Consider the following 15943-nt stretch of genomic DNA (forward strand, 5'->3'; position numbering starts at 1 on the left):
ATCTCCGCTGATCCAACGCGTCGAGCATTGCCGGCCAGCGGCCGGCACTACCGGTACGCGCGTTACTGCAGGGCCGGAGCCGGGCCGACGTCCATGCCGTCGTAGTCTTCCACGCCCTTTTCCGCGGCCAGCGCAGCGAATTCCTGGTTGCGGCGATCCAGCGAGGCTTCGTCGTGGATCTCCACACGCTCCACGTGCAGCACGTGGAACGGCGCGTCGCCCTCTTCCGGCTCCTGCTCGAACAGTTCCACGAAGGTATAGCCCTGCGCCTGCAGGTGCTCTGCCAGTGCCTGCAACGGCTCGGCAGTGGAGTGCACGAAGAAGTACCCCCACAGCAACGGGCCGGTGATGTCCCAGTCGGTGTTTTCGCGGAGGTTGGCGAACAGGTTGCGGGTGTCTTCGAGGTCCATGCGGATTCCAGGGTCGGGGGGATTACTTGTCGCAGCCCTGCAGCTTCAGCGTCTGGCCGTGGCGCAGGCTGTAGGCCGGGGCCTTCAGGCCATTGGCGCGGGCCAGGGTGGGCACGTCGCACTGGAACTTGGCCGCGATGGCGCCCAGGGTTTCACCCCGGCCCACCTTGTGGCTGCGCACCGGCTTCGGGCGCGCCGCCGGGCGCGGCGTGGCCACCGGAGCGACCGGCGTGGTCGGCACGCTGGTGGACGCGGCCGCATCGGCCACCGGCACCACGCCGCCCACGGCCACGCTTCCGGTGTAGCTGGTCGCGGCCGGGCGCTTGATTGCTGCGTTCAGATCGGCGGTGATCAGCGTGCGGGCCAGGTCGGCACGCGGGCCACTGACGCAGTTGCGCTGGTACAGGCCGGCGATGCGGGTGGTGGCATTGATCAGCGTGCCGGCCGGGATCCAGCCATCGGCCTCATAGCGCGGGTTGAGGTTGCGCAGCGCGCGCATGTAGCCATCGCGGGTGCCGTGGCTGCCCAGGCAGATGGTCAGTTCGTAGATGGTGGTCGACTTGGCCAGGCGCAGCGTGGCCGGCTGCGCACTGATCTTCGGCAGCTCCACACCGTACTGCTGCGGGTGCAGGAAGATCCAGGCCGCGGCGATCACCATCGGCACGTAGTCCTTGGTTTCACCGGGGAACTGGTTGTAGACGCTGTCGGTCCAGAAACTCTGGCCACCGCTCTGCTTGAACACGCGCGCGGCGCGGCCTTCGCCACCGTTGTAGGCGGCCACCGACATTTCCACGTTGTTGTTCAGTTCGCGCAGGCGCTCGTTGAGATAACTGGCGCTGGCCTCGGCGGCACTGCGTGCGTCAAAGCGCGTGTCGAAGCCGGTGCCGTCCGGGCCCAGGCCGAAGCGGCGGCCGGTGGCCGGCATGAACTGCATCAGCCCGGCGGCGCCGGCGCGCGAGGAGGCATGCACACGGCCGTTGGACTCCTTGGCCATGATGCCGAACAGCAGCGCCTCCGGCAGACCACGCTTTTCCCACTCCGGCCACATCACCGCGCGCAGGTTCTGGTAGTTCTCGTAGCTGGTCAGCAGCGCCGGGCGCATGTCGGTCAACCAGCGGCGGATGCCGGCCTGCACGGCGGGGTTGTACTCGACCATGGTGTCGAAGGCATGTCGCTTGTCGTTGAGCAGCGCTGCAGCGCGCGCGGCCTCCGGCACGTCGGCGGTAAGCGGGCCGATATGGTCGGGGTCGGCTTCCAGACGGTCACCACCCTCATCGGCCACGTCATCGCTGGCAGCGGCATCAGCATCATGCTTGAGCAGACGCTTGTAGCTGGCCAGCAGGGTGCCCATCTGGCAGCCTTTCTGCTTCACGCAGTCGTTGAGGACATCTTCCATGTCCTCCAGCGCGGCGTCCGCCTCGTTGCTGCCCTTGGGGTCGGCATTGGCGACCAGCAGCAGCGCATCGCTGTAGCGCTTCTCGGCGGCGGTCATGCGCTGCTGCAGCGCATCCACCTTCACCTTGTCCCGGGCCGAAACCCGCTGCGCATGGGCGTCGGGCGCCAGGGAAACCAGGCCGGCCAGGGCCAGCAGCGGCCAACCGCGGGAAATCAGGACAGGAACGGGCATTGATGGCACTGTGTGCGAAACAGGCAGGCAGAGTAGCGGCGCCGCCAAGGTCCGGGCAAGCCGACCTTCGGCCCGTCACCGCTGGCGGTTAACATTGGGCTATTCACCACAAGGGCTGGACCATGGATCCGATTCTGCTCGGCAAAGGCATCACCGACGATATTGCCGTCACCCTGCTGCCGAAACTCGGCAACCGCCACGGCCTGGTGGCCGGCGCCACCGGTACCGGCAAGACCGTGACCTTGATGACCCTGGCCGAGGGCTTCTCGCGGCTGGGCGTGCCGGTGTTCCTGGCCGATGTGAAGGGCGATGTGTCCGGCCTGGCCGTGCCCGGCACCGGTGCCGAGAACCTGCTCAAGCGCGCCGCCGAGATCGGCGCGGCCGACTACGCGCCGGCCGCCAGCCCGACCATTTTCTGGGACCTGTACGGCAAGCTCGGGCACCCGGTGCGCACTACGGTCAGCGAAATGGGCCCGACCCTGCTGGCACGCATCCTCGAGTTGAACGACACCCAGGCCGGGGTGCTCGATATCGTATTCAAGCTGGCCGACGATCGCGGCCTGCTGCTGCTGGACATGGATGACCTGCGCGCCCTGCTCGGCCTGGTTGCCGAGGAACGCAAGGACATCTCCACCGAGTACGGTCTGGTCAGCGCGCAGTCCATCGCTGCGATCCAGCGCTCGGTGTTGCGCCTGGCACAGGATGGCGGCGAGAACTTCTTCGGCGAACCGGCCTTGGAACTGGCCGACATCATGCGGGTCAATCACGACGGCCGCGGCGTGATCGGCATCCTCGCCGCCGACCAGCTGGTGCTCAAGCCCAAGTTGTATTCCACCTTCCTGCTGTGGCTGCTGTCGGAGCTGTTCGAGCAGCTGCCGGAGGTGGGCGACCTGGACAAGCCGAAGCTGGTCTTCATCTTCGACGAGGCACACCTGCTGTTCGACGACGCACCGGCCTCGCTGGTGCAGCGCATCGAGCAGGTGGTGCGCCTGATCCGCTCCAAGGGCGTGGGCGTGTATTTCTGCTCGCAGTTCCCCGACGACGTACCGGGCAACATCCTCGGCCAGCTCGGCAACCGCGTGCAGCATGCGCTGCGTGCATTCACCCCGCGCGACCAGAAGGCAGTGAAGACTGCTGCCGAGACCTTCGTGCCGAACCCGAAGCTGGACGTGGCCAAGGTGCTCAGCCAGCTCGGTACCGGCGAAGCGCTGGTGTCCACGCTGCAGGACAAGGGTGTGCCGATGCCGGTGCAGCAGACGATGATCGCGCCGCCGCGCTGCCGGATGGGGCCGATCACCGACGCCGAGCGTGCCCAGGTGCGTGCCGGCAGCCCGGTCGGCAGCCGCTACGACACCGCGATCAACCGTGAATCGGCCGCCGAACTGCTGGCCCAGCGTGCGCAGAAGACCGTCGAACAGGCGCAGGCACCGGCCGCGCGCAGTCGCGAGCAGGACGAAGCGCAGGAAGGCGGTTTCGGCCAGGCGATCAAGGACGCGATCTTCGGCACCAAGCGCCGCCAGGGCATGATCGAAACCATGGCCAAGCAGACCACGCGCACCGTCGGCACCAAGCTGGGCAACCAGATCGTGCGCGGCCTGCTGGGCGGCATCTTCGGCGGCAAGCGCTGACCTGCCCTCCCGGGGTCGGAGGCCTTTCCTGGGGAAAGGACCCGGCCCCATCGTTCCCCTGAAAAGAAGTCGCACCACATGTCGCGTTGGCGTCCCCCTGCAGAAAAGAGCACCGCCCTGATCACCGCCTCCGGCCACGCCCGGTTGAAGGCCGAACTGGATGAGCTGTGGCGTGTGCGCCGCCCGGAGGTGGTGAAGGCGCTGGCCGCCGCTGCCGCGGAAGGCGACCGCTCCGAGAACGCCGAGTACACCTACCGCAAGAAGCAGCTGGGTGAAATCGACCGCCGCGTGCGCTACCTGACCAAGCGGCTGGAATCGCTGCGCGTGGTCGACACCACGCCGACCGATCCGCAGGCGGTGTTCTTTGGTGCGTGGGTGGAACTGGAGAACGTGGACAGTGGCGACACCAGCCGCTATCGCATTGTCGGCCCGGATGAGACCGACGCAGGCCTGGGTTGGATCAGCATCGATTCGCCGCTGGCACGTGCACTGCTGAAGAAGCGGCTGGATGATGAATTTTCGGTGGAACTGCCCGGCGGCCAGTTCACCTTCGCGGTGATCAGCGTGGAATACGAACCGCTGTAGCGTCGACTGTCAGTCGACTACCGCGCGAAGCGCGGCACAAACCTCCGCAGCCGGACGGCAAACGCACCGCGCTCCTCATCGCGGTTGATGACTCGCCGAAGCCATCTGTCAGGCGTTCACGGCCTCGGGACGAAGAGCAGTCGACTGACAGTCGACTCTACATAGCCCCGTGCAACGGCGGCGGATACTGGCGGCCGGCACGCAACGGGCGGAAGTACGCGGCATCTGCATAGAAGTCGGCGTCCTGTCTCTCGTGCCAGCCCGGAACTCCAGCCAACGGCAGCGGACGCAACTGCAGGGGATCGGTCACTGCCCTGCCTTCGGCGATGGCCGCGGTCACTGCGTCAACGCAGGTGTCATCGGCTTTGCCGTGCACCATCACGCACTTGCCCACCAGCCGGCGGCCCGGCAGCAGCGCCTGCTCCATCAGCGCGTGCCCGAATACCGTAGCGATGGCAATGTCGCCGCTCAGCCAGTGTCTCGATTCGAACAGCGCACACCAGTCGTGCACATCCCAGGCAGCCAGCAGCGTGTGATCGCGCACACGCACGATCACGCCGGTTTCGTCGAACTGGGTCAGTGCCGCCTGCGCGCGGTTGCGCTGACCCGGCGGCATCGCCTCGATATGCCGGCACTGCTGCGCATTGAGCGCCTGCTTGAGCTGCGGGTAGTGGGCCCACACCAGTGCGTTGAACAGGTCATGCCAGTTGTCGGCGCGGGTGGCGATGCGGCCCTGTGCGATGCGGGCTTCGTAGTGCAGGCCGTCGGCCAGCAGCCTGGCATCCTGCTCGACCAGCTGCATGCCCGGTAGCGCGAGGCGTGCCTCGAGCGCTGCAATGGACGGCCACTCCGGGCCTTCCAACAGATCACGAACGTCGCGCAATCCGGCAAACACCGGGTGCGCGAACACCTGTGGATCGACCGCCGCACGCGGCGGCGGCACGAAACGGCGGACGCCGCTGCCGTCACCGGGGGCGGTCGTCGCCGCGGTCACAGCATCTTGAGATCGAATGCCGGGCGGGTGGCGGCCGGCAGCGCGTCACCGTACAGGTCGTGCTCGTCGCTCTCGGTGATGTCCACGTCGACGAACTCACCCACGCGCAACGGCACCTGGTCGGCATTCTGGATGTGCACCAGGCCATCGATCTCCGGGGCATCGGCCTTGGAACGGGCCACCGCGATATCGCCTTCGATGGCGTCGACCAGGCACTGCTGCACGGTGCCGATCTTGGCCTCCAGGCGCGCAGCGGAAATCTGCGCCTGCTTTTCCATGAAACGGGCCAGGCGCTCCTGCTTCACCTCTTCCGGCACCGCATCGGGCAGGTCGTTGGCGGTGGCACCCTCGACCGGCGAATAGGCGAACGCGCCGACGCGGTCCAGCTGCGCTTCGTCGAGGAACGACAGCAGCTCCTCGAACTCGGCCTCGGTCTCGCCGGGGAAGCCGACGATGAAGGTGGAACGCACGGTGATGTCCGGCGCGATACGGCGCCAGTTCTGCACGCGCTCCAGGGTCTTCTCGACCGCGCCGGGGCGCTTCATCAGGCGCAGGATGCGTGGGCTGGCGTGCTGGAACGGGATGTCCAAGTACGGCAGGATGCGGTTTTCGGCCATCAGCGGCACCACCTCGTCCACGTGCGGGTACGGGTAGACGTAGTGCATGCGCACCCACGCATCCAGCTCGGACAGGCCTTCGCACAGCGCCTTCAGGCGGGTCTGGTAGGCCTTGTCACGCCACATCTTCTCGGCGTACTTCACGTCCACGCCGTAGGCCGAGGTGTCCTGCGATACCACCAGCAGCTCACGCACGCCACCGCGCACCAGGCGCTCGGCTTCACGCAGCACCTCATCCACCGGGCGCGAAACCAGCTTGCCGCGCATCGACGGAATGATGCAGAAGCTGCACTTGTGGTTGCAGCCCTCGGAAATCTTCAGGTAGGCATAGTGACGCGGGGTCAGCTTGATGCCGTAGTCGGGCACCAGGTCCACGAACGGATCGTGCTTGGGCGGCAGCGCTTCGTGCACCGCTTCCATCACGCTCTGGTAGTCCTGCGGGCCGGACACCGCCAGCACGTTGGGGTACGCCTCGCGGATCTGCTCCGGGCGCTTGCCCAGGCAGCCGGTGACGATGACCTTGCCGTTCTGGTTCATCGCCTCGCCGATCGCGTCCAGCGACTCGGTCACCGCCGAATCGATGAAGCCGCAGGTGTTGACCACCACCACGTCGGCCGAATCGTAGGACGGCACGATGTCGTAGCCTTCCGAGCGGAGCTGGGTAAGGATGCGTTCGGAATCGACAAGGGCCTTCGGGCAGCCAAGGCTGACGAAGCCGACTTTGGGGTTCAGCTGGGACATGGAATCGCGGGACTCTGGGGGCCTGGGCCCCTGCCGTCGTGGCAGGGGTTCCTGGGGGCCGGGGCCTGAAAGGGCGCCAGTATACCGGGGTTGGCGGCCGCGCTCTGAATGGCCAGCCGCCCGATCACGCACAGCCGCTGACACCGCGCTAACCCACGCAGCGCCGACAATGCGGGTTCTGTTCCCCGCAACGAGATGGAAACGATGGCCGAGTGGATCACCCTGGATACGCATCACGGCCCGGTACGGGCCTGGCACGCCCTGCCGGAGGGCACCCCGCGTGGCGGGCTGGTGGTGGTGCAGGAAATCTTCGGCGCCAACCCGCACATCCGCGGCGTGGCCGAGCGCTTCGCGGCCGAAGGCTATGCGGTGCTGGCGCCGTCCTTTTTCGACCTGATTGACGGCACAGAAGCCGATCCGGATGCCCTGCCCTATGACGCCGACGGCGTGAAGCAGGGCCTGGAACGGGTGACTGCACTGGGCATGGAGAAGGCGCTGGAGGTGGTCCGTGCCGCAGCGACCCGGCTGGCCCCCTACGGCAAGGTCGGCACGGTGGGCTACTGCTGGGGCGGCACGGTGGCGATGCTGTCGGCCCTGCGCCTGGGCCTGCCATCGGTCAGCTACTACGGTGCGCGCAACGTCCAGTTCCTGGATGAGACACCCAAGGCCCCGGTGATCTTCCACTTCGGTGCCCAGGACAAGAGCATCCCGCCGGAGGCCGTGCAGGCCCATCGCGAGAAGCTGCCGCAGATGGCCACCTTCGTCTATCCGGCCGACCACGCCTTCAACCGGGAGGTCGGACATGCGTATGATCCAGACAGCGCCACCCTGGCGCTGCAACGCACCCTGGACTTCTTCTCGGAGCATCTTGGATGAGCGAATTCGAACTCGATTCACGCCTGGCCACCGATAGCGTGCTGGTGGCGGAAGGACCGTTGTCGCAAGTGCGGCTGATGAACGACGAACGATTCCCCTGGCTGGTGCTGGTACCGCGCCTGGCCGGGGTGACCGAGTGGATCGAGCTGGACGGCGAGCAGCAGGACAAGCTGCGCACCGAGCTCAACCGCGCCTGCAAGGCCCTGAAGGGCGCCGACGGGGTGGAGAAGATCAATATCGGTGCGCTGGGCAACATCGTGCGCCAGCTGCATTTCCATGTGATCGGCCGCCATGACGGCGACCCCGCGTGGCCGGGCCCGGTCTGGGGCAGTGGCCCCGCGCACCGCTACGAGCCGGGTGCGCTGGACCAGCATGTCGCCTACTGGAAGGAACGGCTAGGATATCCAGCCCAGTCCTGAGCGTTTGCCGACCCGATGCGATTCAACCTCGTTGCCGCCGTCCTGCTGATCCTGATCGGCCTGTTCATGCTCGCCAGCAACCTCGGCTGGACGCACCTGAACCTGTCCAAGCTGCTGTTGACCTGGTGGCCGGTGGCACTGGTGGGCGTGGGCATCGCGATGCTGTTCGGTCGCGGGAAATAAGCTGGCGCCGGGCCATGCCCGGCGAGCGCAGCGTGTGGCCGCACCCATGAAAACGCCGGGCATGCCCGGCGTTTTCGTCATGCGATGGCGCGCCGCTCAGGTCCGCGGCAGGGTCACGCCGGTCTGGCCCTGGTACTTGCCACCACGATCGCGGTACGACGTCTCGCAGATGTCATCGGCGGCCGCCTGGAAGAACAGCATCTGCGCCACGCCTTCATTGGCGTAGATGCGTGCCGGCAGCGGCGTGGTGTTGCTGAATTCCAGGGTGACGTGGCCTTCCCACTCCGGCTCCAGCGGGGTCACGTTGACGATGATGCCGCAGCGCGCGTAGGTGCTCTTGCCCAGGCACACCACCAGGGTGTCGCGCGGGATGCGGAAGTACTCCACGGTGCGCGCCAACGCGAAGCTGTTGGGCGGGATGATGCATTCATCGCCGACGATATCCACGAAGCTGCCCGGATCGAAGTGCTTGGGATCGACGATGGTCGAGTTGATGTTGGTGAACACCTTGAACTCGCGCGAGCAGCGCACGTCGTAGCCGTAGCTGGAGGTGCCATAGCTGACGATGCGCTCGCCGTTGGCCTGCTTGACCTGCCCGGCCTCGAACGGCTCGATCATGCCGTGCTGCTCGGACATGCGGCGGATCCAACGGTCACTCTTGATGCTCATGCTTTGTCCTGGGGTACGAGGGGGCGCGAGGATTCTAGCAGGGGGCCGGGCGTTGCCGGCGGCCCCTGCCCTGGCACTTACAGCAGCGACGACAGGATCGGGATCGAGGCACGCGGACGCTTGCCAACCTCCTCGATCAGGCGCTGGGCGGCATGGCGGTAGGCCTGGGCCGGGACCGAATCCGGCTGGGCCACGGTGATCGGGGTACCGGAATCGCCCTGCTCGCGGATGCCGATCTGCAGCGGCAACGAACCCAGCAATGGCACGCCGTACTGCGCGGCCATGCGCTCGCCGCCGCCCTCGCCGAACAGGTGCTCGACATGCCCGCAGCTGCTGCAGGTATGCACCGCCATGTTCTCGACGATGCCGAGCACCGGCACCTCGACCTTCTCGAACATCTTCAGCGCCTTCTTCGCATCCAGCGTGGCGATGTCCTGCGGGGTGGTGACGATCACCGCGCCGGCCAGCGGGATCTTCTGGGTCAGGGTCAGCTGGATGTCACCGGTGCCCGGTGGCAGGTCGATCAGCAGGTAGTCCAGGTCATCCCACAGGGTGTCATTGAACAGCTGGGTCATCGCCGAGGTGGCCATCGGTCCACGCCAGATCATCGGCGTGTCTTCTTCGATCAGGTAGCCGATCGACATGGTGTCCACGCCGAACGCACGCAGCGGCTCGATGCTCTTGTTGTCGGGGCTTTCCGGGCGACCGGACAGGCCCAGCATGGCCGGCACGCTCGGCCCGTAGATGTCCGCATCAAGCACGCCCACGCGTGCGCCGAGCTGCTGCAGGGCCACGGCCAGATTGACCGCAGTGGTCGACTTGCCGACGCCGCCCTTGCCCGAACCAACCGCGATCACGTTGCGGATGCGGGCATGCGGCGTAAGTCCCTTCTGGACCTGGCTTGCATGGGGACGGCGGGGAGAACTGTTCACAACGAGCACCGGCGGGGTCAGGGGGAATAACCGAGCATCATACAAGCTGGACGTAACCTGACTGAAATTCAGGATTGCTACAGATTCGTGCACAGATTGTTAAGTTCATGTTACGTTCGACCCGCACTGTTTTGGGCTGCGGAGCTGGCATTTCCAGCCCGCGCGATGGCGCATGCGCAGTGCCGTTTTTGTTTTTGCTCTCCAATGGAACTACATGAACTACGTAAGCAACACCGCACGTCGCAACACGCTCGCCGTCGCCCTGATTTCCGCTCTGATGGCCGCCGCCCCGGCAATGGCCCAGGACAAGGCGACCAACCTGGACAAGATCACCGTCACCGGTTCGCTGATCCCGCAGACCCAGGTTGAAACCCAGACCCCGGTGATGTCCATCACCGCCCAAGACATCCAGACCCGCGGCTTCAGCAGTGTTGCTGAAGTGCTGCAGCAGTCGTCGCTGACCACCGGCGGCCTGCAGGGTGGCCAGACCTCGGGTTCGTTCACCCAGGGCGCCGAAGCTGCCGGCATGTTCGGCCTGAACCCGGGCTACACCAAGTACCTGATCAACGGCCGCCCGATGCTCTCGTATCCGGCGCTGTACAACGGCAGCGAAACCTTCAACAACATCAGCGGCATTCCGATCGACATCGTCGAGCGCATCGAAGTGCTGCCGGGCGGCCAGTCCTCGCTGTACGGCTCGGACGCGATCGCCGGTGTGGTCAACATCATCCTGAAGGAGCGCATGGACGGCGGCACCATGACCCTCCGTGGCGGCACCTACACCGAAGGCGGTGGCAGCAACATCCGCTTCAGCGCCGCCAAGGGCATCAACGCCTTCGACGACCGCTTCCATGCACTGTTCAACGTGCAGATCGAGAACGGCAGCCCGATCTGGGGCTACCAGCGCGACATCACCCGCCAGAACAACCCGGTCGGCTACACCGCCCAGGTCCCGTCGAACGACTTCGCCGTCATCACCAACGCTGACAACAAGCTGCTGATGATGGACCCGAGCCGTTGCGCGAACGTCGCTGGGCTGTATGACGGCACCACTGTGGTCGGCCAGCGCCCGTCGGGCGAGTCCTGCGGTTCGGTGTACAGCGCCGGCTACAAGACCCTGAAGAACGGCAAGAACAGCGGCCAGTTCTACTCGTCGATGACCTTCGACGTGAACGACAACTTCCAGCTGTTCGCCGATGTGCTGTACAGCAAGGAAAAGACCGAGTTCACCTCCGGCTCCAGCGCCCTGTGGTGGGGCACCAAGTCGAGCCTGGGCAGCTTCTACGACCAGGGCTTGGGCAAGGTCGTGAACCTGCAGCGCGCCTTCGCGCCGGAAGAAATCGGCCCGGGCCACTACAACAACATCATGAACTCCGACGAAAGCCGTGCCTACCAGGTCACCCTGGGCGGCAAGGGCATGGTCGGCGACTGGGACTACAGCGCCAGCTTCACCCGTGGTGAGTACCGCCTGGACCAGAACCGCTTCGTGCGCTGGAAGGACAAGATCGATGGCTTCTTCGGCGACAACGTGCTGGGCCCCAAGCTGGGCACCACCGCTGATGGCTTCGACATCTACAACCCGGACTACGCGGCCTTCTACTCGCCGATCACTCCGGACCAGTTCGCCAGCTTCACCGGCTACGGTACCCACCGCAGCAAGACCTGGCAGAACCTGGGCCGCGTGCAGGTGACCAACGGCTCGCTGTTCAGCCTGCCGGGCGGTGACGCCGGCCTGGCCGTCGTGCTGGAAGGTGGCAGCGAAGGTTGGGACTACTCGCCGGACCAGGCGTTCGTCAAGGGCAACGTGTGGGGCACCACCGCCGTCGCCGGCGCCGGCCACCGCAGCAACTATGCGGTCACCAGCGAGCTGCGCATGCCGCTGCACGACAAGCTGACCGTCAGCGCGTCGGGCCGCTATGACGCCTTCAAGATCGCCGACAAGACCGTCGACAAGGCCACCTACAGCATCGGTCTGGAATTCCGTCCGATCGAGAGCCTGCTGCTGCGTGGCAAGTACGGTACCGCCTTCCGCGCGCCGACCCTGTCCGATGCCTTCCAGGGCATGAGCGGTTCGTACTCGTCCGGCCAGAACGACTACTACCGCTGCAGCCAGCTGGGCTACGGCCTGCGTGACGAGGCCTGCTCGTTCTACAAGAACACCTCGGTGTACAGCGAAAAGTCCGGCAACCCGGACCTGAAGCCGATCACCGCCGACGTCTGGAGCGCAGGCGTGGTGTGGGCTCCGGTCAGCAACTTCTCGCTGTCGGCCGACTACTACAACTGGAAGATCAAGAACGAGGTCAAGACCCTCAGCAGCGACCAGCTGCTGCTGGCCGAGTACCAGTGCCACAACGGCCTGCCGAACAACACCTCGGCCAGCTGCGGTGACGTGACCAACTGGGTGTCCCGCGATGCCGGTGGCAACCTGACCCGCGTGTACACGCCGAAGCTCAACGTTGCCAGCCAGAACCTGGAAGCGGTGACCGTGGCGGCCAAGTACCAGCAGGATATCGGCCGCTTCGGCTCGCTGATGTTCTCCGGCAACTACACCAACATGCTGAAGCGTGAAGTGCAGCCGATGCCGGGTGCCGCCAAGCTGGATCTGCTGAGCGATCCGTACAACATGTGGTACTACGACAACTTCGCCAAGGTTCGCGGCGATCTGTCGGTGGCCTGGAACATCGCCAAGTTCACCACCACCGTGTACGCCAACTACGTCGGCAGCACCCCGAACTACTTGGCCTACACCGGCCGCAGCTACGGCTACGTCCACTCCTCCGGCGCCAAGGCCGGCAAGTGGGGTTCGTACACCACGTACAACCTGAGCATGAACTACCAGGCACAGGAAGATCTGGTCCTGTCGCTGATGGTCAACAACGTGTTCAACAAGCTGCCGGAAGGCCAGCGCTACAACTACCCGGGCAACGAATCGACCCCGTTCAATGACGGCTTCTACAGCGTCTACGGCCGCCAGATCTCGGCCCAGGTCAAGTACAACTTCTGATCCCGTCATTTTCCGGACTTCGTGTCTGGACCAGGCCCCGCTTCGGCGGGGCCTTTTTTTTGGTTCCAGGAAGCCTTCGGTAAAGCACTGATGCAGAAGCAGCAAATGCACTACGAAAGAATGCTCTTCATATCGCCATCTTTTGAAACACTCCAAAACAATTGGCGTTAGTCATTGATATACCGACATTTTTCAGCCGAAACCCCGATTGACGAAATGACGATCGTGTGTTCCCTGCGTTAAGTGCGTGTTACGGTCCGACTGAATGGAATGCAACTGAACAGATCGTTAAGCCGACACGGAAGCCGGTAGCCAAAGACATCGCTCACTACGGGGATTTTCCATGTCTCGCCATCGTTCCACACTCTCGCGCCACCCACTGACGCTCGCCCTGCTCGGCACACTGCTCGCCTCCGGCACGGCCCTGGCGCAAAGCGGCAACGCACCGACCCAGCTTGACCGCGTGACGGTCACCGGTTCGCTGATTCCGCAGACCGAGATCGAGAACCACACGCCGGTCCTGACCGTGACCGCAGAGGACATCCAGACCCGCGGCTTCACCAGCGTTGCCGATGTCCTGCAGCAGTCCTCGCTGTCCACTGGCGGCCTGCAGGGTGGCCAGACCTCGGCCTCGTTCACCCAGGGCGCCGAAGCCGCCGGCATGTTCGGCCTCAGCCCGGGTTACACCAAGTACCTCATCAACGGCCGCCCGATGCTTTCATATCCGGCGCTGTACAACGGCGGCGATACGTTCAACAACATCAGCGGCATTCCGATCGACATCGTCGAGCGCATCGAGATCCTGCCGGGCGGCCAGTCCTCACTGTATGGCTCCGATGCGATCGCTGGCGTGGTCAACATCATCCTCAAGGAACGCATGGATGGTGGCGTCCTCAACGTCCGTGGCGGCGCCTACAGCGAAGGCGGCGGCAACAGCTTCCGCTTCAGCGGCGCCCGCGGCTTCAATGGTGTCGATGACCGCTTCCACGCGCTGGTCAATGTGCAGTACGAAAAGACCAGCCCGATCTGGGGCTACCAACGCGATCTGACCAAGGTCAACAATCCCGACGGCTACAGCCCGCAGTACGTCTCCAACGATTTCCTGGTGCTGCTGCCGGCCAACAACAACCGTTACGCGATGATGGACCCGAACCTGTGCGCCAACGTCGCCGGGCAGTTCGATGGCACCACCGTGCTCGGCACCCGACCCACCGGCCAGGCATGCGGCTCGACCTATGGCACCGGCTACAAGACCATCAAGAACGGCAAGGAAAGCGCGCAGATCTACAGCTCTGCCACCTTCGACGTGAATGACAATTTCCAGCTGTTCGGCGATGCGCTGTACAGCTTGGAAGAGGTCAAGTACGCGACGGGTTCCGGCTACACCTGGTGGGGCACCTCTTCCGGTTGGGGCCGCTTCTACGACCAGGCCAGCGGCCAGTACATGAACCTGCAGCGCGTGTTCGCCCCGGAAGACATCGGCGGCGCCGGCTACCGCGACATCATGAACACCGACCGCAACAAGGCCTATCAGGTGACGCTGGGCGGCCGCGGCACGGCCGGCAACTGGGACTACAGCCTCAGCTTCACCCGCGGCGAGTACAAGCTGACCGAGCGCAATTTCGTGCGCTGGAATGACCCGATCAACGATTACTTCGAACAGCGCGTGCTCGGCCCGGTGCTGGGAACCACCAGCACCGGCTACGACATCTACAGCCCGAACTGGGAAGCCTTCTACGCGCCGCTGCCGGCCGGTGACTTCCAGACCTTCACCGGCTACAGCTACAGCCAGAGCCGCACCTGGCAGAACCTGGCCCGTGCACAGGTCACCAATGGATCACTGTTCAAGCTGCCCGGCGGCGACGCCGGCCTGGCCGTGGTCGTTGAAGGTGGCAGTGAAGGCTGGGACTACAGCCCCGATCCGGGCCTGATGGATGGCAGCGTCTGGGGCACCACGGCGGTCTCCGGTGCCGGCCACCGCAGCAACTATGCGGTGACCGGTGAGCTGCGTCTGCCGCTGCATGACACGCTGACAGTCACCGGCTCCGGCCGCTACGACGCCTTCAAGATCGGCAGCAACACCGTCGACAAGTCCACCTACAGCATCGGCATCGAGTTCCGCCCGATCGAGAGCCTGCTGTTCCGCGGCAAGTACGGCACTGCCTTCCGCGCGCCGACCCTGTCCGACGCATTCCAGGGCCGCAGCGGCTACTATGCCAACGGCTCCACCGACTACTACCGTTGCGGCCAGCTGGGCTACGACCCGGCCAACACCACCGGTTGCCCGTATGACAGCGTCTCGGTATTCGGCACCCGCGCCGGCAATCCGGACCTGGAACCGATCACCGCCGACGTCTGGAACGCAGGTGTTGTGTGGGCACCGATCAACAACCTGTCGCTGTCGGTGGACTACTACAACTGGAAGATCAAGAACGAGGTCGATACGCTCAGCTCCGACCAGCTGCTGCTGGCCGAGTACTACTGCCGTGGCGGCCAGGCCAACAACACCTCGGCCAGCTGCCAGAACGTCGACGACTGGATCACCCGCGATGCGTCCGGCGTGCTGGACGAGATCTACACCCCGAAGATGAACGTCGCCCGCCAGAACCTGGAAGCGCTGACCGCCAGCTTCAAGTACGTGCACGACATGGGCCGCTTCGGTTCGTTGCAGTTCTCGGGCAACTACACCGACATGCTCAAGCGCGAACTGCAGCCGCAGCCGGGCGATGAGTTCCTGGACCTGCTGCGTGACCCGTACGCGATGTGGGTATATGACTCCTACGCCAAGGTGCGCGCCGATGGTTCGGTCGGCTGGGCCAAGGACAAGTGGACCACCACCCTGTATGCCAACTACATCGGCAAGACGCCGAACTACATGGCCTACGTGGGCAATGGCTACGACTACGTCCACAGCTCCGGCTACAAGGCAGGCAAGTGGGGGTCCTACACCACCTACAACCTGAGCGTGAACTATCGCGCGCTGGACAACCTGACCCTGTCGCTGATGGTCAACAACGTGTTCAACAAGATGCCGGACAACCAGCGCTTCAGCTTCGCCGGGACCAGCGGCCAGCCGTACAACAATTACCTGTACAACGCCTACGGGCGTGCCATCTATGTGCAGGCCAAGTACGAGTTCGGCGATCACTGATCCAGGCCCTTGCCGCACCAAAGACCCCGCCCCCGGCGGGGTCTTTTTTTGCTGGTCGTCCCTCCAGGGCGTGACGCGCGCCCGGGCATTCACGCCAAGTTGACTGG

Annotated in this window: 13 protein-coding genes; 7 read left to right on the plus strand and 6 right to left on the minus strand. The window is 65.0% G+C overall.

The genetic code is table 11. From position 1 onward, the window contains the following. Positions 1-62: 62 nt before the first annotated feature. A complete protein-coding gene (locus tag ACZK4Z_RS15975; protein ID WP_071228773.1) occupies positions 63-410 on the minus strand; it encodes a ribonuclease E inhibitor RraB in 348 nt (115 codons plus the stop codon). A 22-nt stretch (positions 411-432) separates the two neighbouring features. Continuing rightward, positions 433-2037 carry a transglycosylase SLT domain-containing protein gene (locus ACZK4Z_RS15980; RefSeq protein WP_180845115.1) on the minus strand — a complete coding sequence of 535 codons (1605 nt, stop codon included), beginning with the start codon at positions 2035-2037 and terminating at the stop codon, positions 433-435. 122 nt (positions 2038-2159) lie between these two features. Between ACZK4Z_RS15980 and ACZK4Z_RS15985 the strand changes: the two genes are divergently transcribed. Together ACZK4Z_RS15985 and greB are read left to right on the plus strand one after the other, a co-directional pair. Next, complete coding sequence (locus ACZK4Z_RS15985; protein ID WP_478450910.1) at positions 2160-3665, plus strand: helicase HerA-like domain-containing protein; 1506 nt, start codon at positions 2160-2162, stop codon at positions 3663-3665. 78 nt (positions 3666-3743) lie between these two features. Next, positions 3744-4250 (plus strand): transcription elongation factor GreB, encoded by a 507-nt coding sequence (greB, locus tag ACZK4Z_RS15990; protein ID WP_346486703.1) that lies wholly within the window; start codon positions 3744-3746, stop codon positions 4248-4250. Between the two features lie 157 nt (positions 4251-4407). Here greB and ACZK4Z_RS15995 read toward each other — a convergent pair whose 3' ends face one another. Continuing rightward, positions 4408-5244, minus strand: a complete 837-nt coding sequence (locus tag ACZK4Z_RS15995) for a DUF3025 domain-containing protein (protein WP_478450911.1) — start codon at positions 5242-5244, stop codon at positions 4408-4410. Next, positions 5241-6602, minus strand: coding sequence for a 30S ribosomal protein S12 methylthiotransferase RimO (gene rimO / locus ACZK4Z_RS16000; RefSeq protein WP_049398716.1), 1362 nt, complete (start codon positions 6600-6602; stop codon positions 5241-5243). Before rimO ends, ACZK4Z_RS15995 begins: the two co-directional genes overlap by 4 nt. A 204-nt stretch (positions 6603-6806) precedes the next feature. Here rimO and ACZK4Z_RS16005 point away from each other — a divergent pair, with 204 nt between their 5' ends. Genes ACZK4Z_RS16005 through ACZK4Z_RS16015 form a run of 3 tightly spaced genes read left to right on the plus strand, consistent with a single transcriptional unit; the run spans position 6807 to position 8080 of the window. Next, positions 6807-7478 (plus strand): dienelactone hydrolase family protein, encoded by a 672-nt coding sequence (locus ACZK4Z_RS16005; protein ID WP_154264097.1) that lies wholly within the window; start codon positions 6807-6809, stop codon positions 7476-7478. Beyond that, positions 7475-7897 carry an HIT domain-containing protein gene (locus ACZK4Z_RS16010; protein WP_049398714.1) on the plus strand — a complete coding sequence of 141 codons (423 nt, stop codon included), beginning with the start codon at positions 7475-7477 and terminating at the stop codon, positions 7895-7897. The genes ACZK4Z_RS16005 and ACZK4Z_RS16010 overlap by 4 nt, the downstream gene beginning before the upstream one ends. 15 nt (positions 7898-7912) lie before the next feature. Continuing rightward, positions 7913-8080 (plus strand): LiaI-LiaF-like domain-containing protein, encoded by a 168-nt coding sequence (locus ACZK4Z_RS16015; protein ID WP_005418011.1) that lies wholly within the window; start codon positions 7913-7915, stop codon positions 8078-8080. 96 nt (positions 8081-8176) lie between these two features. Here ACZK4Z_RS16015 and dcd read toward each other — a convergent pair whose 3' ends face one another. Together dcd and apbC are read right to left on the minus strand one after the other, a co-directional pair. After that, positions 8177-8749, minus strand: a complete 573-nt coding sequence (gene dcd / locus ACZK4Z_RS16020; protein ID WP_010483020.1) for a dCTP deaminase — start codon at positions 8747-8749, stop codon at positions 8177-8179. A 77-nt stretch (positions 8750-8826) separates the two neighbouring features. Further along, on the minus strand, positions 8827-9681 hold the full coding sequence (gene apbC / locus ACZK4Z_RS16025) for an iron-sulfur cluster carrier protein ApbC (protein WP_026347084.1): 855 nt from the start codon (positions 9679-9681) through the stop codon (positions 8827-8829). Positions 9682-9895: 214 nt separating this feature from the next. Between apbC and ACZK4Z_RS16030 the strand changes: the two genes are divergently transcribed. After that, complete coding sequence (locus tag ACZK4Z_RS16030) at positions 9896-12685, plus strand: TonB-dependent receptor plug domain-containing protein (RefSeq protein WP_180836621.1); 2790 nt, start codon at positions 9896-9898, stop codon at positions 12683-12685. Between the two features lie 343 nt (positions 12686-13028). Continuing rightward, a complete protein-coding gene (locus ACZK4Z_RS16035; RefSeq protein WP_197615836.1) occupies positions 13029-15836 on the plus strand; it encodes a TonB-dependent receptor domain-containing protein in 2808 nt (935 codons plus the stop codon). The last annotated feature ends 107 nt before the right edge of the window (positions 15837-15943 follow it).

The organism is Stenotrophomonas sp. 71799_Sma (genome assembly GCF_056482505.1).